The 19,295-nt window shown below is 71.9% G+C and carries 13 protein-coding genes; 4 read left to right on the top strand and 9 right to left on the bottom strand.

What is annotated here, in order from left to right; translation table 11 throughout:
- Positions 1-278: 278 nt before the first annotated feature.
- Positions 279-1,661 (bottom strand): glycine--tRNA ligase, encoded by a 1,383-nt coding sequence (locus tag AB0399_RS13840; RefSeq protein WP_329369615.1) that lies wholly within the window; start codon positions 1,659-1,661, stop codon positions 279-281.
- A 268-nt stretch (positions 1,662-1,929) separates the two neighbouring features.
- On the opposite strand from AB0399_RS13840, the gene AB0399_RS13835 reads away from it, so the two are divergent.
- The 3 genes from AB0399_RS13835 (at position 1,930) to AB0399_RS13825 (ending at position 4,304) form a co-directional block, all read left to right on the top strand.
- Positions 1,930-2,361, top strand: a complete 432-nt coding sequence (locus tag AB0399_RS13835) for a Fur family transcriptional regulator (RefSeq protein WP_366411420.1) — start codon at positions 1,930-1,932, stop codon at positions 2,359-2,361.
- A gap of 150 nt (positions 2,362-2,511) precedes the next feature.
- Positions 2,512-3,288, top strand: a complete 777-nt coding sequence (locus tag AB0399_RS13830) for a class I SAM-dependent methyltransferase (protein ID WP_366411419.1) — start codon at positions 2,512-2,514, stop codon at positions 3,286-3,288.
- Positions 3,289-3,299: 11 nt separating this feature from the next.
- Positions 3,300-4,304 carry an NAD-dependent epimerase/dehydratase family protein gene (locus AB0399_RS13825; RefSeq protein ID WP_366411418.1) on the top strand — a complete coding sequence of 335 codons (1,005 nt, stop codon included), beginning with the start codon at positions 3,300-3,302 and terminating at the stop codon, positions 4,302-4,304.
- A 46-nt stretch (positions 4,305-4,350) separates the two neighbouring features.
- On the opposite strand, the gene AB0399_RS13820 is transcribed toward AB0399_RS13825, so the two are convergent.
- Positions 4,351-5,352, bottom strand: coding sequence for an aldo/keto reductase (locus AB0399_RS13820; protein ID WP_366411417.1), 1,002 nt, complete (start codon positions 5,350-5,352; stop codon positions 4,351-4,353).
- A gap of 325 nt (positions 5,353-5,677) precedes the next feature.
- The gene (locus tag AB0399_RS13815) at positions 5,678-7,174 is read right to left on the bottom strand and encodes an MFS transporter (protein ID WP_366411425.1); all 1,497 of its coding nucleotides are present in this window, start codon (positions 7,172-7,174) and stop codon (positions 5,678-5,680) included.
- Between the two features lie 158 nt (positions 7,175-7,332).
- Between AB0399_RS13815 and AB0399_RS13810 the strand changes: the two genes are divergently transcribed.
- Positions 7,333-8,283 carry a helix-turn-helix transcriptional regulator gene (locus AB0399_RS13810; protein ID WP_329369625.1) on the top strand — a complete coding sequence of 317 codons (951 nt, stop codon included), beginning with the start codon at positions 7,333-7,335 and terminating at the stop codon, positions 8,281-8,283.
- Between the two features lie 103 nt (positions 8,284-8,386).
- Here the strand turns inward: AB0399_RS13810 and AB0399_RS13805 are convergent, their stop codons facing one another.
- The 6 genes from AB0399_RS13805 to ppdK all read right to left on the bottom strand — a co-directional run bounded on the left by AB0399_RS13805 (position 8,387) and on the right by ppdK (position 19,024).
- A complete protein-coding gene (locus tag AB0399_RS13805) occupies positions 8,387-8,995 on the bottom strand; it encodes a lamin tail domain-containing protein (protein WP_366411416.1) in 609 nt (202 codons plus the stop codon).
- Between the two features lie 376 nt (positions 8,996-9,371).
- On the bottom strand, positions 9,372-11,123 hold the full coding sequence (locus AB0399_RS13800) for a RyR domain-containing protein (protein WP_366411415.1): 1,752 nt from the start codon (positions 11,121-11,123) through the stop codon (positions 9,372-9,374).
- Positions 11,123-11,980, bottom strand: a complete 858-nt coding sequence (locus AB0399_RS13795) for a hypothetical protein (RefSeq protein ID WP_366411414.1) — start codon at positions 11,978-11,980, stop codon at positions 11,123-11,125. Before AB0399_RS13795 ends, AB0399_RS13800 begins: the two co-directional genes overlap by 1 nt.
- Entirely contained in the window at positions 11,977-14,946 is a 2,970-nt protein-coding gene (locus AB0399_RS13790; RefSeq protein WP_366411413.1) for a TIR domain-containing protein, read from the bottom strand. The genes AB0399_RS13795 and AB0399_RS13790 overlap by 4 nt, the downstream gene beginning before the upstream one ends.
- Positions 14,947-14,978: 32 nt before the next feature.
- Positions 14,979-15,977 (bottom strand): NAD(P)-dependent oxidoreductase, encoded by a 999-nt coding sequence (locus AB0399_RS13785; RefSeq protein ID WP_366411412.1) that lies wholly within the window; start codon positions 15,975-15,977, stop codon positions 14,979-14,981.
- Positions 15,978-16,261: 284 nt separating this feature from the next.
- Complete coding sequence (gene ppdK, locus AB0399_RS13780; RefSeq protein WP_329369629.1) at positions 16,262-19,024, bottom strand: pyruvate, phosphate dikinase; 2,763 nt, start codon at positions 19,022-19,024, stop codon at positions 16,262-16,264.
- Positions 19,025-19,295 lie beyond the last annotated feature (271 nt).

Here is a 19,295-nt window from a genome sequence, read left to right as displayed (position 1 = left end):
CTGGTTTTCAGAGGTGTGCTCTTCCTATCTGTAAGGGTCGCGCCCCCAAGAAGCGCGGGGAACCGCGCGAGCAACCACGACGGCGGGGCTGGGGCCCGCAGGCCCAGCCCCGCGGTGAGGTTTTCGGACCACCGGCCGGCCGTGGCTTGCCGCGCGGTTCCCCGCGCCCCTGGTGACGCGGGTCATCCGTTGCGGTGTCCGCCGCCCCGGGGGAGGGAACCGTTACCCCTGAAGGGCACCCCGGGGCGGTGGAAGCCCGGCGCAGCTGTCAGCAGCTGTCAGCAGCCGAGCAGGCGGCTGCCGAGGTACGCCTCGACCTGGTCCAGGGAGACCCGCTCCTGCTTCATCGTGTCGCGCTCGCGCACCGTGACGGCGTTGTCGTCGAGGGTGTCGAAGTCGACGGTGACGCAGAACGGCGTGCCGATCTCGTCCTGCCGGCGGTAGCGGCGGCCGATCGCGCCCGCGTCGTCGAACTCGATGTTCCAGTTCTTGCGCAGCGCGGTGGCCAGGCCCTTCGCCTTCGGGGAGAGCTGCGGGTTGCGGGAGAGCGGCAGCACCGCGACCTTGACGGGCGCCAGCCGCGGGTCGAGCCGCATGACGGTCCGCTTCTCCATGACGCCCTTGGCGTTGGGCGCCTCGTCCTCGTTGTAGGCGTCGAGCATGAACGCGAGCATCCCGCGGTTGACACCGGCCGCGGGCTCGATCACGTACGGGAACCAGCGCTCGCCGGCCTCCTGGTCGAAGTACGACAGGTCCTGGCCGGACGCCTTCGCGTGCGAGGACAGGTCGTAGTCGGTGCGGTTGGCGATGCCCTCGAGCTCGCTGAACTCCTGGCCGCCGAACTGGAAGCGGTACTCGATGTCGACGGTCCGGGTCGAGTAGTGGGAGCGCTTTTCCTTCGGGTGCTCCAGCCAGCGCATGTTCTCCTCACGCAGGCCGAGGCCGGTGTACCAGTTCCACCGCTCCTCCATCCAGTACTCGTGCCACTTCTCGTCCTCGCCCGGCTTGACGAAGAACTCCATCTCCATCTGCTCGAACTCGCGGGTGCGGAAGATGAAGTTGCCGGGCGTGATCTCGTTGCGGAACGACTTGCCCATCTGGGCGATGCCGAACGGCGGCTTGCGCCGGGCGGTGGTCTGCACCTGGGCGAAGTTCACGAAGATGCCCTGCGCGGTCTCGGGCCGCAGGTACGCCACCGAGCCGGCGTCCTGGGTCGGGCCGAGGTGGGTCTGGAGCATGCCGGAGAACTGCTTGGGCTCGGTGAAGGAGCCCTTGGTGCCGCAGTGCGGGCAGTTGATGTCGGCCAGGCCGTTCGCGGGGAGCTTGCCGTGCTTCGCCTCGTACGCCTCCTCCAGGTGGTCGGCGCGGTAGCGCTTGTGGCAGGAGGTGCACTCGGTGAGCGGGTCGGAGAAGGTGGCCACGTGGCCGGAGGCGACCCACACGTCGGGTGCGAGGATCACCGACGAGTCGAGTCCCACCACGTCGTCACGCGAAATCACCATGGAGCGCCACCACTGGCGCTTGATGTTCTCCTTGAGCTCGACGCCCAGCGGTCCGTAGTCCCAGGCGGCCTTGGAACCGCCGTAGATCTCACTGCTCGGGAAAACGAAGCCACGGCGCTTGCTCAGGCTGACGATGGTGTCGATCTTGTCGGCGGCCACGGTGCTCTCTTCAGTGCGACGGGGGGTTCAGTCGTCCCAGATTACCGGCGGGTGTGGGGCCCATATCAAATCCGTTCCCGCCCGCCGCCGCCCGGCGCGGTCCGGTTCGGCGGAGAGTGAGCAATAATTGACAATGGTTTCCACTTATCCGGACCGTGGTGATCGGGCCCGGGCTGGCACAATGGGCCGCCCGGACGGGTGCGCGAGACGTATCCGGGGGTGATCGAGAAGACCGGGAAGCCCGGGAAGACCGAGAAGGAGGCAATCGGTGGACAGCACCAAGCAGCCGGTGCGCGGCCGCTCCACCCGACAGCGCGCCGCGGTCGCGGCGGCCCTCGACGAGGTCGACGAGTTCCGCAGCGCGCAGGACCTGCACGACCTGCTCAAGCACCGCGGCGACTCGGTGGGCCTGACCACGGTCTACCGCACCCTCCAGTCCCTCGCCGACGCCGGCGAGGTCGATGTGCTGCGTACGGGCGACGGCGAGTCGGTCTACCGCCGCTGCTCCGGTGGCGGGCACCACCATCACCTGGTCTGCCGCGGCTGCGGCAAGGCGGTGGAGGTCGAGGGGCCGGCCGTCGAGAAGTGGGCCGAGTCGATCGCGGCCACCCACGGGTTCGTGGATGTCGCGCACACGATGGAGATCGTCGGGACCTGCGGGGAGTGTGCGGCGGGGGAGCGCCCCGGCGGGTCCGGCTGAGCGCGGCGCGGCGGGCCGTGGCCGGCGGGCGGCGCGGGCGGCGACTGGCGGCTTGGCGGGGTGTGGCCGACGGGCTGCGGGCTGTGGGCGGATCATCGGCCGACCGGATAATCGGTTGGCCGTCCGTTGGCACCGCGGAACACTGGCGCCGTGCCTTCCGACCCGGACCCGTACACCGACCCGCACCCGTACGTAGACGCCGCCGCGCTCTACGACCTGCTCAACCCGTGGGACCCCGACCTCTACCCGGGTGACCGCTTCTACGCCGGGCTGCTGGCGGCGGCGGGTTCCGTGCTGGACGTCGGCTGCGGTACGGGAGCGATGCTGCACCGGACGCGGGCCGACGGGCACCGGGGGCGGCTGGTCGGGCTGGACCCGGACCCTGACGCGCTGGCCCGGGCGCGGCGCCGTACGGACGTCGAGTGGGTCGAGGCGGCCGCGACCGGCGCGGCAGCCTGGGACGGGGAGTTCGACCTCGCGGTGATGACCGGGCACGCCTTCCAGTTCCTGGTGGCCGACGAGGAGATCCGCGCCTCGCTCGCGGCGGTCCGCGCCGCGCTGCGCCCCGGCGGGCGGTTCGCCTTCGAGACCCGGCACCCGCAGGCGCGGGCCTGGGAGGAGTGGAACCCGGCGAACGCCGCCGACGTCACCGGCCCGGGCGGCCGGCCCCTGCGGGTCTGGCACCAGGTGGACTCCGTGGCGGGCGGCGTCGTCGCCTTCCACGGCACCACCGCCGCGCCCGACGGCACGGTGCTGCGGGTGGACCGGGCCGAACTGCGCTTCCTCGATCCGGCCGCCCTCAACTCCCTGCTGGCCGAGGCCGGTTACGAGATCGAGGCGCAGTACGGCGACTGGGTCGGCGGAGCGCTGGACGCCGCCAGCCGGGAGATCGTCACGGTCGCGCGGCGGCCGGCCGGACCGGCGTAGGGTCGGCCACCATGCGCGTACTCGTACTCGGCGGCACCTCGTTCGTGGGCCGCGCCATCGTCGACGCCGCCCTGGAGTCCGGGGCCGACGTGACCCTCTTCGGCCGGGGCCGGACCGGGGCGGAGCTGTTCCCGGGCGTGCCCCGGCTGCTCGGGGACCGGGACAGCGGGGACTACGCGGCGCTGGGGCAGGGCGGCTGGGACGCCGTGGCCGACGTCAGCGGGTATCTGCCGCGGCATGTCGGTCAGGCGATGGACGTGCTCGGCGACCGGGTCGGGCGGTACCTGTTCATCTCCAGCCACGCGGTGTACCGGCGCGAGGGCATCGCGCCCGGCTCCGACGAGGACACCCCGCGCCGCCCCGCGGTCCGCGACACCGAGGAGCTGAGCGAGGAGACGTACGGCCCGCTGAAGGTCGCCTGCGAGGACGACGTCACCGCGCGGTACGGCGCCCGGGCCACGATCGTGCGGCCCGGGAAGGTGGCCGGCCCCTACGACCGGTCCAGCGCGTTCACCTACTGGGTGCGGCGGGCCGCCCGCGGCGGCCGGGTCGCCGTGCCGGGCGACCCGCGCCAACCGGTGCAGGTGGTCGACTCCCGCGACCTCGCCCGGCTGGTGGTCCGGCTGATCGCCGACGACCGCCCCGGCGCCTTCCACGCGGTCGGCCCCGCCGAGCCGACCACCCTCGGCGGCCTCATCCACACCTGCGCCCGCGTCGCAGGCACCGAGGTCGAACTCGTCCCCGTGCCGCCCTCCACCGCACCCCTCCCCGCGATGTTCCCGCTGATCCGCCCCAACTGGCCGACCCAGCAACGCGACCCCTCCCGCGCCCGCGCCGCCGGCCTGCCCGCCACCCCGCTGGCCACCACCGCCGCGGACGTCCTCGCCTGGGACCGGCAACGCGGCGAGCCCCCGCTGGAGTACACCTTCACCCCGGCACAGGAGCGCGCGGTCCTGTCCGCCCACGCCGAGCCCGCCCACCCCCCGGCCCCGCCGAACGCGCCCACGGCCGGCTGAGCACCCGCACCCGCGCCCGCACGTGTCCGTGGGCCGGGGCCGGGGGTCAGCGCTCGCTGTCGAGGTGCTGCATCTGGGCTTCGTCGTACCGGGTGCCGGAGGCGGCTCCGGGCGGGATCGCGGCCTCGATCGCGGCCAGTTCGGTGGCGTCGAGGGAGACGTCGAGGGCGCCCAGGGACTCGGCGAGGCGGTCGCGGCGGCGGGCGCCGATCAGGGGGACGATGTCGTCGCCGCGCGAGAGCACCCAGGCGATGGCGGCCTGCGCGACGGTGACGCCCTTGCCGTCGGCGACCTCGCGCAGGGCCTCGACCAGGGCGAGGTTGCGGTCGAGGCGGTCGCCGGAGAAGCGCGGGTAGCGGTTGCGGAAGTCGGTCGGGTCGATGCCGCGCTCCTTGGTCCAGTGGCCGCTGAGCAGGCCGCGGGAGAGCACCCCGTACGCCGTGATGCCGATGCCCAGTTCGCGGGCGGCGGGCAGGACGGCCTCCTCGATGCCCCGTGAGAAGAGGCTGTACTCGATCTGGAGGTCGCAGATCGGCGCGGTGGCCGCGGCTCGGCGCAGGGTGTCCGCGCCGACCTCGGACAGCCCGATGTGCCGCACCCGCCCGGCCTGGACCTCCTCGGCGATCGCGCCGACGGTCTCCTCGATCGGCACGTCCGGGTCGACCCGGGCGATCCGGTAGACATCCACGTGGTCGGTGCCGAGCCGGTTGAGGGAGTACGCGAGGAAGTTCTTCACCGCGGCGGGCCGGCCGTCGTATCCGCCCCAGCCGCCGCCGGCGTCCCGCAGCGCGCCGAACTTGACGCTGATCGCGGCCTGTTCGCGGCTGCCGGGGCGGGCGCGCAGGGCGTCGCGGATCAGCAGCTCGTTGAGCCCCATGGCGTAGAAGTCGCCGGTGTCGAGCAGGGAGACGCCCGCGTCGAGGGCGGCGTGGATGGTGGCGGTGGACTCGGCGTCGTCGGTCGGGCCGTAGACCGCGGACATGCCCATGCAGCCCAGGCCGATGGCCGAGACGGTGGGGCCGGTGGCGCCGAGGGTGTGGGTGCGCATCGGGATCTCCTCGTGAGGACGGGTGGGGTGGGGCGGGGCGGGGTGGGACGGCACAGGGCGTACGGGCGGGGGTGCCCGGTGTCACGCGGGGTGCGGCGGGGGAGCGCCGCTACGGGGGCGGGTCGGCGTCGGGCATTCCCTCACCGTCGCACGCGGGGAGCGGATCTTCCGTGCGTTCGCCTCGTCGCCGGGTGCCTGGCGTGTCCCCCGTTTCGAGGTCCGCACCGGCCCCGCCCCCGGCCCGCCCCCGCCCCGGCGTGGGACCGCGGGACCGCGGGAGGGGTGGGACTGGCGGGACTGGCAGGACTGGCGGGAAGCCCTCCGCTCACACCACCCTGCGCGGCAGCCGCAGGCTCAGCGCGACCGTCGCCGCCACCGCCACGAGCTGCGCGAGCAGCGTCCACACCAGCGCGTCCCGCACGCCGATCGACGTCGACAGGCTCAGGAACAGGGTGCCGAGCGTCGCGACGCCCAGCGCCAGCGCCGACTGCTGGGTGGTGGCCATCGCACCGCTGCCGACCCCGGCCTGCGCCGCGGGCACCTCGCTCAGCACGATCCGGAACACCACCGGCAGCACCAGGCCCTGCCCGAACCCGGTCACCGCCATGCCCGGTGCCAGCGCCCACACCCCCAGGTGCGGCCAGCCCCAGAGGAAGGTGGCGGCCAGGATCAGCAGGCCCGCGGCCTGGGTCAGCGACCCTGCGGTCACCGTGAGCCGTCCCCACCGCGCGACCATCCGCGGCCCGAGCAGCGAGGCGGCGAAGAACGCCGCGCACAGCGGGGCCAGCGCCGCGCCCGCCAGCAGCGCGCTGAACCTCAGCCCGTCCTGCATCGCCACCGCCACCACGAACATGAAGCCGCCGAAGCCCAGGCAGAACGGCACGATCAGCATCAGCCCGCTGCGCACGCTGTGGATACGGACCAGCGACGGCGGCAGCAGCGGGTTGCCGCCGGCGCGCTCGCCGCGCGTCTCCACCGCCACGAACGCGGCCGCGGTGAACGGCGACAGCGCCAGCAGCGCCCACGCCCACACCGGCCAGCCCGCCGCACGGCCCTCGGTGAGCGGCAGCAGCAGCGCGACCAGCGTCACCGCGAGCAGCCCGGTGCCGGCCCGGTCGATCCGCGCCGGGTGCTGCGACCTGGTCTCCGGCACCGTGCGCAGCGCCAGGACGAACGCGACCGCGGCGACCGGCACGTTCACCAGGAAGATCGCCCGCCAGCCGCTGCCCGCGATGTCCGCGGAGACCAGCACACCGCCGAGCACCTGCCCGACCACGCTGGCTATGCCCGCGGTCGCGCCGTAGTAACTCAGCGCCTTGGCGCGGCTGCTGCCGGAGGTCGCGGACTGGATGGTGGCCAGCGCCTGCGGCAGCAGCAGCGCCGACGCGGCGCCCTGCGCGACCCGCGCGCCGACCAGGCTCCACGCGTTGGGCGCGAGTCCGCAGGCCAGCGAGGTCAGCGCGAACAGCGCCAGGCCCCACAGGAAGAGGTTGCGGCGGCCGAACATGTCGCCGAGCCGGCCGCCGAGCACGAGCAGCACGGCGTACGCGACGCCGTAGCCGGCGATCACCATCTCCAGCACCGCGGAGCCGGCGTTGAGGTCGCGGTCGATGGTGGGCAAGGCGACGTTGACGATGAAGAAGTCGACCATCGGGAGGGCGGCGCCCAGCAGGACGGTCAGCAGTCCGAGGGCGCTCAGGCCGGGGGAGGGGGCGGGGGTGGTGCCCGTGCCGGTGCTGTTGCCGTTGCCGGTGTGCCGGCCGGTGCCGAGGTGGGTGACCCGGGGTAGCACCTGGGCCCGGGATGTCAGGGTGTGTTCCATGCGTTCGGTCACCCGGCCAACGATGGACCTCTGCTCAGGGGGGTACCAGAGAGCGTTTATCCAGGTATGAGCACCACCTGGCAACGGTCTGCGGAGTGCGGCACGCTGGGAGCATGACACCGACCGCGCCAGGCGCCGCCCGTACGGTTTCCGCCCGCGTGGCCTCCGACCGCATGGCCGCAGGCCGTACGGTTTCCGGCCGCAAAGCCGTGGACCGGGTCGAGGCGGTGGACGCCGGGGTGGCCGCCGAGAGCCGCCGGCACGAACTCGCGTCGTTCCTGCGCAGCCGCCGGGAGCGGATCTCGCCGGAGCAGGTCGGCCTGCCGCCCGGCCGCCGCCGGCGCACGCCCGGGCTGCGCCGCGAGGAGGTCGCGCAGCTCGCCGCGGTCGGGGTGACCTGGTACACGTGGCTGGAGCAGGCCCGGGACATCCAGGTGTCCGGGCAGGTCGCCGACGCGATCGCCCGCGCGCTGATGCTGGACCGGATGGAGCGGAGCCACCTGTTCACGCTCGCCGGGGCCGCCGACCCGCATCCGGACCTGGACTGCCCGGGCATGTCCGCCACCGTGCGCGCCATGCTCGTCCAGCTCGAACCGCTGCCCGCCGCGGTCTTCAACAGCCGCTACGACATCATCGCCCACAACCGCACCTACGGGCGGCTGGTCGGCGACCTCGACCGGATGCCGCCCGAGGACCGCAACCTCATGTGGCTGGCCTTCACCGACCCGGTGTGGCGCGAAGGGATGCTGGACCGCGCGGAGAACATCCGGCTGATGGCCGCGAAGTTCCGCGCGTCCATGGCCCAGCACCTCGCCGAACCGGCCTGGAAGGCCCTGCTCAAACGGCTCCAGCAGGGGTCGCCGGAGTTCTGCGCGCTGTGGGAGCGGCACGAGGTGCTGGTCCAGCCCGACAGCCACGTCAAGCGCTACCTCAACCGCGATGTCGGCCTGCTCGCCTTCGACTTCACCCACCTGTGGCTCGGCCCGCGGCAGGGGTCGCGGCTGACCACGTACGTCCCGACCGACGCGACCACCCGCGAACGGCTGGACCGGCTGCACGCGTTGGTCCTCGCGGAGGAGGAGCGCAGCCGCCGGCCGCTGGCGGTGTGAACGAGCACCGGCCCCCTGGGGCCTGGGCGTACGGCCGCCCCGCCGCCCTGGTGCGGGCGACGGGGCGGCACGGCGTACTACGGCTCAGCGGTGGGCCCGCGGCTCAGCGGTGGTCGTTGCGGTGGTCGCCGGTGCGGTGATTGTCGGCGCGGTGGTCACCGGTGCGGTGGTCCCCGGTGCGGTGGTCCCCGTTGCGGTGGTCACCCGCGCGGTGGTCTCCGGCCCGCCCGCCGCGGTGCTCGTCGCGCTTGCCCCACGACTTGCTGGCGACCAGGTGCCCGCGGCTGTCGCGCAGGGTCGCGGTCTCGGTGGCGTGGGCCCACAGCAGGGTGCGGCTGTTCTGGTAGACGTCGCGCGTGGTGTTCCGGCCCGCGCCGGTGTGCACCCGTACGGACTTGTGGCCGGCCAGGGTGAGGTGGCTGAACCGGTAGACGTGGTGGTCGCTCGCGGACAGCGTCCATCCGTTCAGGTTGACCGCGTTGCGGCCGGTGTTGGCGACCGTGACCCACTCCGTGTCCAGCGCCCTGGCCGAGTGGGTGTCGCGCCCTGCGCTGTCGTGGTGGACCGCTCCCAGGACCACCGCGGAGCGCTGCGGGTGGTGGGCCGGCAGGTGCTGCCGGCCGTCGGCGGCGACGGCCGGCAGCGCCGCGGCGGCCAGCAGCGCGCCGGCGCCGATCGCGGCGGCGGTCATACGGGTGGCGATACGGGACATGTGTCCCCCTTCGTGCGGGTCCGGTACGGGACCGGGACGAGTGGTGCGGATACCCGGCGACCCGCCGGGCAACCTCACTGTGACCGCTTCGCCACCCGTTGTGACGCATGATCGCCTCGCGTTACGGAATCCGGACATCTCGGTAACTCTTGCCTGTACCGGTCACCGTTCGGCCCGCTCGGGCGCGTCGCGCCCACCCCGCCCCCACCGACCCCAACCCCCGTGCCGACCAGCCCTCCCCGCCACCCCCGAGCCACCCCGAACACCCACTCGCCCCCACCCCCGTCCGAAGATAACGACGCCCTCACGCGGTGGTGCCCTTCTCGCGGACCGGGTGCGGCGAGGGCCACGGCCGGCAGGTTTCGCCGGCCCGCCCTCACATGCCGGCGGTCACCACGGATTCGCTCGTCCCGCTCTGCGGGGGCCGCAGCCGTACGACGTCGAACCCGGCGTCGGCCAGAACGAGGGCGATGCCGCGGACGGCTTCGCGGTCCTTCTCCCGGTCGGGCTCCGCGAGGGATTCCCATGGCACCAGGTCGGGATGGATGCGGCCGTCGTCGTCGCGCACCGGCCCGTACGACCAGCCCGCGGCCCGGCGTTCGGCGCTCCACCGCTCGTGCTCGTGCTCGGCCAGGGCCTCGACCTCCTCGGCCGCGAAGGCGAACGGCGCGGACGCGTCGTTGCGGAGAACCACGGTGCACCCCATGGCCGAGAGCTTCGCGCCGAAGTCCCGCACCTGGTAGCGATTGGCCTCGCGGAGGTTCTCGGGAAGGTCCTCCCAGGAGGACAGGGTGCCCGTGACCTCCACCCCGGCGGCACGCTCCGCCTTCCGCCGGGCCAGGTACCGCTCGTGAACCGAGCGCGCGATCATCTCCGTGAGGTCCTCGTCCATGGAACCGAGGCTGAAGGCGGCGTTCGTGGTGCCCCACAGCCTCAGTCGCCCGTCCATACCGTCCAGTGCCATGGCCGTTTCCTCTCCGTAGTCGAAAGCCGCGCCGTAACCGACGAGATCGTCGAAGCACACCACCACGCTGTCGGGGCGGGTCTGCCACAAGGCGGTGTCCGCCAGGGCCAGTCGCAGGGCTTCCCGCGGGTCGTCCTGGCACAGGTAGACACGCACGTGCGCCGCCCGACCGACAGCCGCCCGCGCCGCGACGGGCGGCGCGTCCTGGGAAGCCCGCAGCTCGCACGCCGAACGCAGGAAGGGAAATCGTCCGGTCATCTCCCCGACGATCCGGTCGGCTCCCTCCCCGACCAGAGTGATCCCCGGACGGCGTCCGTCAGGCAGTATCGGGGGCCACCTGCGGCGCGCCGACTCGATCACCAGGGCCCGGGCGAAGCCTCCGGTACCGACGACGATCAGTTCGTACGCGTCCTCGGCGGTGAGCGCGCGTTCCTCCTCGCGGGCCAGGGCCCTGGCGGCGAGCTCGTCCCGGTTGAAGAAGTCGAGGCGTACACGCTGCGATCCCCGGCCGCTCCACCAGCGGGCCCGCAGCGCGTGGCACAGCTCCACGTCATCCATTTCGGCGTAGATGCGCAACTGGTCGGAGGCGGCGCCGTTGGCCGCGGCCAGGGCGACGGCCAGGTTGTGGGCGCTGTCGTCGCCGCATATGTAGACGGCCGCCGCGCCGCTCACTCCCGCCACCTTGAACGTCGCCGTGGAACGAGGGTCACCTGACACCCTGGTCGCGCCGCGCTCGGGATCGTCCGCGAGCGCGACGACATCGTCACCGGCGGATACCAGGGTCCGGGTGAGGACCTTCGCCGCCAGGCTGTCCCCGCACACGATGACATGTCCGCGCTTGCGCCGTACGCGGCGCTGGCGGATCTCCGCGGCGAACAACTGCCGCCCGGCCTCGAAGAACGCGTACGCGGTGGCGGCCGGTGCGACGAACCGCGCGACCTGCAAGGCCCACGGGAGATGCCCGCCCTGGCTGACACCGTCCGAGCTCAGGGCGAACAACTGGATGACGCAGTAGACGACTTCGAGCGTGTCATGGCGGGAGCCCGGCTGGGTCGCCAGCTGTTCCCGTAGACCGATGAACCCGGTGACGCAGGCGGTCACCACGGTGACGGCGAACCCTCCTCTGGCGATGGACAGGGAGGTCGCCCATCGACGCCAGTCCATCAGGAGGCCAGGAAGCGGGCGAATCGCGTGTAGGCGTCCTTGCCGTAGCGCAGGAACAGGTCCGGCTCGATCAGCTCCGCCTCCATCAGCAGCGGTGTTCCCTCCTGGCCGATGACGAAGTCGATCCGTGCGTAGGCCGCCGGTTCGGGGAGCGACGCCATGAGCTGGGCCGAGAAGTCCGCCATCCACGCTTCCGTCGAGACGGCCTGCACCTGACCCCCGTAGTGGTCCTGTACCCGGAACTCCCCGCGGGCCGGGATCTTGCGCACCACGTGGCTCAACTCACCGCCGAAGTGAACGGCCGAGTACTCCCCCTCGGACTCGACGGCGGGTTCGTACGCCTGGACCAGCAGTGCTCCTTGAGCCGAGCCTGCCTCGCCGGTCATGAAGTCGACCGCCGCGCGGGCGTCCTTCATCAGCCAGGTCCGCCGGCCGCCCGCGCCGATCACGGACTTCACCACCAGCCGGCCTGTTCCCAGCCGGTCCGTCAGCTCCTCGACCCGCGCGTCCGCACCCCGCGCGACGGTGACGGTGCGCGGGATGGGGATGCCCTGGTCCGCGAGTGCGCACAGGTAGCGCTTGTCGGCGTTCCAGCGGGTCAGCCGTGCGGAGTTGAGCAGTTGCCCGCTGCCGGCCGCGTCGATCCACTGGTCGAACCGGTCGATGTGTTCCGTGTAGTCCCACGGGGCGTGCAGCAGTATCCGGTCGAACCGCTGCCATGCGACGTTCGGGTCCGTCCACGGCCGCAGTTCGGCGCCGACACCCTGCGCGTGCAGGGCGTCCAGCAGGCCGGCGCTGTCCTCCATGCCGTTCGGGAGTCTGGAGGCGGTCACCAGTACGACACTCGATGCGTTCATGCCGACCTCTCGTCAGGGTGGACACCAGTGATCCCCCACAGCAGCAGGTGCATCGGGTCGGGCAGCTCCCGGTTGAAGTCGACCCATTGCATGTTCCTCAGCAGCACGGGTACCTCGGGCTGAGCGGCGCCCGCCAGCAGCACGGGTATGACCGGACACCGTCGTCCCAGGAACTCCTGGAGCACGTACCAGACCTCATCGCGCTGCCAGGGGCCGACGCCGCTGGGCCCGATCAGGACCGCGGCACAGGGCATCGTCTCCAGCTGGTCCTGGATCGCGACGATCCAAGGGGTGCCCGGAGAGGTCTCCCACAGGTCGAGCCACGGACGTATGCCGTGCTCGCGCAGCCGTTGCGAAAGGTGGGCGGCCGCGTCCTGATCGGCGTGGCTGTAGGAGACGAAGACGTCGTACAGGCGGCGCTTCTCCTTCAGCGCCACATCCGCCGACCGCAGCATCTGCGTCCGCGTCCGCGAGGCCGACGTCTCGATGGCCCGTACCTCGGGGGTCCGTTCCGGCGAGACCGGCTTCTGCGTGAAGTCGATCCGCGTGTCGCAGACACCGCAGGTGATCCAGTCGAAGCCGCGCTCACGGCGTCGGCGTACCTGCTCCGGCCCGATGCCGGTCGTACAGGAGGGGCAGACGACGGTCTGGACGCTGTCCACCGCGCCGCCCACGGCCACCCGGCTCAACTGGGAGCGGCACAGCTCCTCGAACAGTCCGCGCTCCGTGGTGGTCGCCGCCGCGTCGTGCCGGACGTCCACCTGCACCATGCCGCCGGTGTTCGGACGCACCCGGACCCACGAGGCCGATCCCGATGCCCGCCGGAACCGCGCGACGTGTGACCACAGCGCGCACTCGTCGAACAGGCCCGAGTACTCCAGGCCCGCGATCAGCGACGCGTGGACGTGGTCCGCGAGCGCACGGGCCCGGAACCCGGTCCGTCCGGCCAGCCGCTCCCAGGCCAGCTCGTCGTGCGTTCTGCGCACCGCGCTGGGGAAGCGGAGCAGCCCGTGGGCCGCGTCCCGGACCACCGCGCCGGAGTTGAGGAGTTCCTGGACGGCGGCGTGGACGATGTCCTCCTCATGACGGCGATCGGCCACCCGGTCCTTGTCCAGCAGCGGCACCCGGCCGGCCAGCACATCGTCCTCCGACAGCGTGCCGTCGCCCTCGGGTACGCGCTGGGCGGCGATCACCAGCATCGACGCGTAGGAACCGACCAGCGTCGGCTTCAGCAGCACGAGGTCGCCGAAGCGGAGCCGGTGGACCAGCCCCTCGGCGTCCAGGTTCGACAGCAGCGCCCGGAACTCCGTCAGCGCCGGCTCGGGTACGCCGTTGCGCGTGCAGGCCCGGCAGAACTCGCGGAACAGCGTGCGGGTCTGCTCCATGATCCGACCGGTCGAGGTCTGCTGGAGGATGAACGCGCGCAGTTGCTGGAACTGGCTGTTGGAGGTCAGCGTCGGCACCTCGGACCAGTCGATCGCGCCGAGGATCAGCTCCCGCAGTTCGCCGATGTTCACGCCTTCGCGGGCGCTGGTCTCCAACGTGCCGACGTGGGATTCGACTTCCCTCTCCCAGTCGTCGGCGAGGGACTGGAGGCCCACGCTTCCGCGGTCGGTGCGCGCCACGACGACGACCCGCTTCGGACCCGCGGCGCCCGGGGGCGTACCGAGCCTCAGCAGCGTCTCCCACTCGCGGATCTCGCTCAGGGGGTCCACGGCGTTCCGGTTGTCGAGCACCAGGAGCGCGATCGCGATGTCGGTCGCCTCGGACTGCTGCATCAGGCGGTACACCGACTGCCCGGCGAAGTCCCACAGGAACACCTCGCGAACGACCGTCCCCTGCTGGTCCAGGCCGATGTGGCGATCCATCAGGGAGACCTGCGTCCCATGGGTGGACTCGGTGGCCTGGAACTCCTTGCCGCACAGGGCGCGGCTCAGCGCGGTCTTGCCGACGCCGGTGTTCCCCAGCACCGCCACGCGGCAGTTCGCGTAGCGCGAGGACGCCGACTCGGTGGTCAGCTCCTCCACCAGCGCGCTGTCGTAGGAGCGCAGGCCGATGGCCCGGTCGGCTTCGCCGGTGCTGGCCAGATACGGAAGGCTCGGGTGGAACCGGGAACTTCCGTACCAGTGGTGGTGGTCGGCGACGTCCGTGAGAAGTTCCAGCAGTTCGAAGGTGTCGGCCCGGTAGACCCACAGGTTCGTCGCGTCGTCCTGCACGGCCAGCAGCTTGCCGTCGTCGGACAGCGAGAGATCGTGCGGTACCCCGCTGAAGCCCTGGATCGTGTGCAGCAGCCGCAGATCCCGTCGGTCCCACACCCGTACGGTTCCGTCGCTGGCGGCGGTGAACAGCGAAGCCGCGGTCGGACTGCCGAGGACGCGGATGACGAAGCCCTGATGCGCGGTGATCTCGGCGGCCATCGCACCGCTGTCCGGGTTCCAGGAACGTACCCTGCCGTCACGTCCGCCCGTGTGGACGAGGCCGTCGTCGCCGCTCCAGTAGGCGTCCTCGATCCGCCCTTCGTGGGCGGCGATGGTGCGCTGCATCTGCCCGGTCCGGGCGTTCCAGGTCCGGAGGGTTCCGTCGTAGCTGGCGGAGAAGAGCCAGGCGTCGTCCGTTCCCCAACCGACCGCGTGTACGTCGTCGGTGTGACCGCTCAGGGTGAGCGCTTCCGTGCCGGAGCGCACATCCAGGACGTGCACGGTGTTGTCGCGGCCGGCGACCGCCAGCCTGCGGCCGTCCGCGGACCACGCCGACGTCCATAACGCCTTCGGAGACACCTTGGTCTCCTTGGTCACCTGGCCGTCGAGGCCGACCAGGCGTACCACTCCCGACTGGGTCGGCACGGCGAGCACCTCGCCGTCCGGCGACCAGGCGACTCGGGTGATCACCTCGCCCCCGAAGGTCAGCGACCACCGCCGCTCGAACCGGCCCGGCCCGTCGGTCTCTGTTCCGTCCTCGCCCTGCACGTCCCGCCCCCAGAACCCTTGTTGTCGTCGGATCAGTACTCGCGGGCTGTGCGCACTGCGAGACGCGGCAGTCGTCCCTGCTGCAGAGCTTCCCAGCACGCGGCGAAATCAGTCACCACGTCCGACTCGGCGGTGATCCCCGCGGAATGCGAGGTGATCACCGTGCGCGGCAGGGACCAGCACGCCGCATCGGGCCCGGCCGGTTCCTCGGCGAGTACGTCGAGTACGGCCCGGCCGACGGCGCCGTCTTCCAAAGCGGCGGCCAGAGCTGTCATGTCGACGGTTCCTCCCCTGCCCACATTCATGAATGTGGCGCCCGCCATGGAGGCGAACATTCCGGCGTCGAAGAAATCTTCGGTTGCCGATGTCAGGGGCAGTGTCGAGATCACCCACCGCGCCGTCGGCAGGACTTCACGCACCTGCGAGCCGGTCACCACGCGGTCGAATCCCGCTTCGGCGCGGTGCCGGGTCGCCACGCCCACGGTCCGCACGCCGCAGTTCCGGAGCGCCCCGCTGACGGCCGTTCCGATCGCTCCCACCCCGAACACCACCGCTGTCTGCCCGCCGGCCAGTTGCGTGGGCCGCCGCTGCCACACCCGCTTCCGGTGCTGGTCGAGGTAGCCGGGAACGTCCTGGCAGTCGGCCAGCACCCACGCCAGCACGTACTGGCCGATGCGTTCCCCCATCCCGCCGACGGTGCGGGTGAGCAGGGCGCCGTGCGGCCACCGCCCGCCACGGAGCACCGTGTCCACGCCGGCGTTGGTGCTGTGGAACCACAGAAGCCGCTCATCGCGCAGGCCCGGCGGAAGGTTCGGGCCCACGTACACCAAGGGCCTGCCGTCGGGCCGAGCAGAGCCGGCGGCGGTATCCGCGCGTCGCTGAACAGCTCGCCCGACGACTCTTTCCAAGGCGCGGACCAGTTCAGCGGAGAGAGCCTCGTCGGCGATCACCCGTGCGGAAGAAAGGGCATGGGACAGCGCTTCCGCGTCAATGTCCTCGACCGACCTGGGATTCCCTTCCGAGGCGCCCAATCACCCTTCCCCCTGTTCCGGTCCGCTGCGCGACTGACGCAGGTATATCCGACCCCGCTTCCTTCCGCCATCGTATTGTTCGCGCGGGCTCGACGGCCCGGACATGACGGAGAAGGGAAGCGGCGCGGTGTCCCAACCCCCGGACATGCCCGGGGGCGGCGCCTCCGCACGAAGCGCCGCCCCCGGGGGTGAGGGGCCGGGTCCGGGGTTGCCGGGCGGTGAGGGTTGGGGCCCCAGGGCAAGGGCCGCCGCCGGCGGGCCGGACCCGGCCCCGGTTCAGTTGGTCAACGGGCCGCCGCCCGGCCCGCTTCGAGGCGGGCCACCGGGATGCGGAAGGGCGAGCAGGAGACGTAGTCGAGGCCGACCCGGTGGAAGAAGTGCACCGACTCCGGGTCGCCGCCGTGCTCGCCGCAGACGCCGAGCTTGAGGCCCGGGCGGACCGCGCGGCCGGCCTCGGCGGCGGAGCGGACCAGCGCGCCCACCCCGTCGACGTCGATCGTCTCGAACGGGGAGACGCCGAAGATGCCCTTCTCCAGGTAGGCGGTGAAGAACGACGCCTCCACGTCGTCACGGGAGAAGCCCCACACCGTCTGGGTGAGGTCGTTGGTGCCGAAGGAGAAGAACTCGGCGGCCTCCGCGATCTGGCCGGCGGTCAGTGCTGCCCTCGGCAGCTCGATCATGGTGCCGATGGAGAGCTTGAGGTCCGTGCCGGTGGCCGCCTCCACCTCGGCGATCACCGCGTCGGCCTCCTCGCGGACGAGTTCGAGCTCCTGCACGGTGCCGACCAGCGGGACCATGATCTCCGGGCGCGGATCGCCCTTGACCGAGCGGCGGTGCGCGGCGGCCTCGGCGATCGCGCGCACCTGCATCGCGAACAGCCCGGGGATGACCAGGCCGAGCCGCACCCCGCGCAGCCCCAGCATCGGGTTCTGCTCGTGCAGCTTGTGCACGGCCTGCAGCAGCCGCAGGTCGTTCTCGTTCTCGTCCTTGCGGGCCTCGGCGAGCGCGACCCGCACCGACAACTCCGTGATGTCGGGCAGGAACTCGTGCAGCGGCGGGTCCAACAGCCGTACGGTGACCGGCAGTCCGTCCATCGCCTCGAACAGCTCCACGAAGTCGGCCTTCTGCAACGGCAGCAGCGCGCCCAGCGCCTCCTCCCGCTCGGCGTCGGTGTCGGCCAGCACCAGCCGTTCCACCAACTCCCGCCGCTCGCCCAGGAACATGTGCTCGGTGCGGCACAGCCCGATGCCCTGCGCGCCGAACCGCCGGGCCCGCGAAGCGTCTTCGGCGTTGTCGGCGTTGGCCCGCACCCGCAGCCGCCGCACCCGGTCGGCGTACGCCATCACCCGGTGCACCGCCTGCACGAGTTCGTCGGCCTCCTCGGCGCCGGCGTGCATCCGGCCCTCGAAGTACTCGACCACCGGCGACGGCACCACGGGCACCTCCCCGACGTACACCTTCCCCGAGGACCCGTCGATCGAGATGAGGTCGCCCTCCTCTATCACCACGCCACCGGGCGCGGTCAGCCGCCGCCGCTTGGTGTCGACCTCCAGCTCCTCCGCGCCGCACACGCAGGTCTTGCCCATCCCGCGCGCCACCACCGCCGCGTGCGAGGTCTTGCCGCCGCGCGAGGTGAGGATGCCCTCGGCGGCGATCATGCCGTTGAGGTCGTCCGGGTTGGTCTCGCGCCGGATCAGGATGACCCGCTCCCCGGACCGCGACCACTTCACCGCGGTGTACGAGTCGAAGACCGCCTTCCCGACGGCCGCGCCCGGCGAGGCGGCGATGCCCCAGCCGATCCGCTGGAACCTGGCGCCGACGGTCGCGGAGTCCTCGAACCGGGGGAACATCAACTGGGCGAGTTGCGCCCCGTTGACCCGCTGCAACGCCTCGGCCTCGTCGATCAGCCCCTGGTCCACCAGTTGCGTGGCGATCCGGAAGGCGGCGGCCGCGGTCCGCTTGCCGACCCGGGTCTGCAGCATCCACAGGTGCCCGCGCTCGATGGTGAACTCGATGTCGCACAGGTCCTTGTAGTGCGTCTCCAGCGTCTCCATGATCTTCATCAGCTCGTCGTACGACGCCTTGTCGATCGACTCCAGGTCGGCCAGTGGCACGGTGTTGCGGATGCCGGCCACCACGTCCTCGCCCTGCGCGTTCTGCAGGTAGTCGCCGTAGACGCCCTGCTGGCCGCTGGCCGGGTCGCGGGTGAAGGCCACCCCGGTGCCGGAGTCGGGGCCGAGGTTGCCGAAGACCATCGAGCAGACGTTGACGGCCGTGCCGAGGTCGCCGGGGATGCGCTCCTGGCGGCGGTAGAGCTTGGCCCGCTCGGTGTTCCAGGAGTCGAAGACCGCCCGGATCGCCAGGTCCATCTGCTCGCGCGGCTCCTGCGGGAAGTCCCGCCCGGCCTGCCTGGCGACGATCGCCTTGAACTCGTCGACGAGCTGCCGCAGGTCGGCGGCGTCGAGCCCGAGGTCGCTGTCGGCGCCCTTGGCCCGCTTGGCCTCCTCCAGCGCCTCCTCGAAGAGGTCGCCGTCCACCCCGAGCACGGTCTTGCCGAACATCTGCACCAGACGCCGGTAGGAGTCCCAGGCGAACCGCTCGTCGCCGCCGGCCTGCGCGGCCAGGCCGGCCACCGACGCGTCCGACAGCCCGATGTTCAGGACGGTGTCCATCATCCCGGGCATGGAGAACTTCGCCCCGGAACGCACCGACACCAGCAGCGGGTTGTCCTGCTGGCCGAGCGTGCGGCCCATCCGCTGCTCCAGCGCGTCGAGGTGCGCACTCACCTCGTCGCGGAGCGCGGCCGGTTCCGCGCCGGACTCCAGGTAGACCTTGCACGCCTCGGTGGTGATGGTGAAGCCCGGAGGGACGGGCAGACCGAGGTTGGTCATCTCGGCGAGGTTCGCACCTTTCCCGCCGAGCAGGTCCTTGAGGTCCTTGTTGCCCTCTGTGAAGTCGTAGACGTACTTGCGCTTCTTCTCGCGTGTCGACACGGGTCCGTTGACTCCTCGCGTCCTGGATGCCCTGACGGCGGGGAGCGTACCCATCTCGAAGGTGCCCAAGTATGTCCATCACCACGACACACGGGTGTAACCGCTCGTCTGCCGTCTAATCCAAAGTGCGCGGCCGTCCCTCGGGGCCGGGCCCTCCGTTCACGAGTCGAACGGAAGACCTCGCAGCGCGAGGTGCGGCGGGCGGTTCGCGTACGCAGGGTGACGGGTGCGGTGGGTGGGTGTACGCAACCGGAGTGGCACTGAGTGCCGAGCATTCGAGAAGTAGGGCGCTCTGATGTGCGCTCATTTGAGCGCAACGGGTATC

Source organism: Streptomyces sp. NPDC088194 (assembly GCF_040702025.1).
Lineage (GTDB): Bacteria > Actinomycetota > Actinomycetes > Streptomycetales > Streptomycetaceae > Actinacidiphila.
The sequence above is the reverse complement of the archived record's forward strand: the minus strand, read 5'-3'. Positions and strand labels throughout refer to the sequence as shown.

Excerpts from the sequence above, each read along its gene's own strand:
- AB0399_RS13825 (WP_366411418.1), top strand. The coding sequence starts at position 3,300 with ATGCGCGTACTCGTACTCGGCGGCACCTCGTTCGTGGGCCGCGCCATC.
- AB0399_RS13820 (WP_366411417.1), bottom strand. The coding sequence starts at position 5,352 with ATGCGCACCCACACCCTCGGCGCCACCGGCCCCACCGTCTCGGCCATC.
- AB0399_RS13815 (WP_366411425.1), bottom strand. The coding sequence starts at position 7,174 with ATGGAACACACCCTGACATCCCGGGCCCAGGTGCTACCCCGGGTCACC.
- AB0399_RS13805 (WP_366411416.1), bottom strand. The coding sequence starts at position 8,995 with ATGTCCCGTATCGCCACCCGTATGACCGCCGCCGCGATCGGCGCCGGC.
- AB0399_RS13800 (WP_366411415.1), bottom strand. The coding sequence starts at position 11,123 with ATGGACTGGCGTCGATGGGCGACCTCCCTGTCCATCGCCAGAGGAGGG.
- AB0399_RS13795 (WP_366411414.1), bottom strand. The coding sequence starts at position 11,980 with ATGAACGCATCGAGTGTCGTACTGGTGACCGCCTCCAGACTCCCGAAC.
- ppdK (WP_329369629.1), bottom strand. The coding sequence starts at position 19,024 with ATGGGTACGCTCCCCGCCGTCAGGGCATCCAGGACGCGAGGAGTCAAC.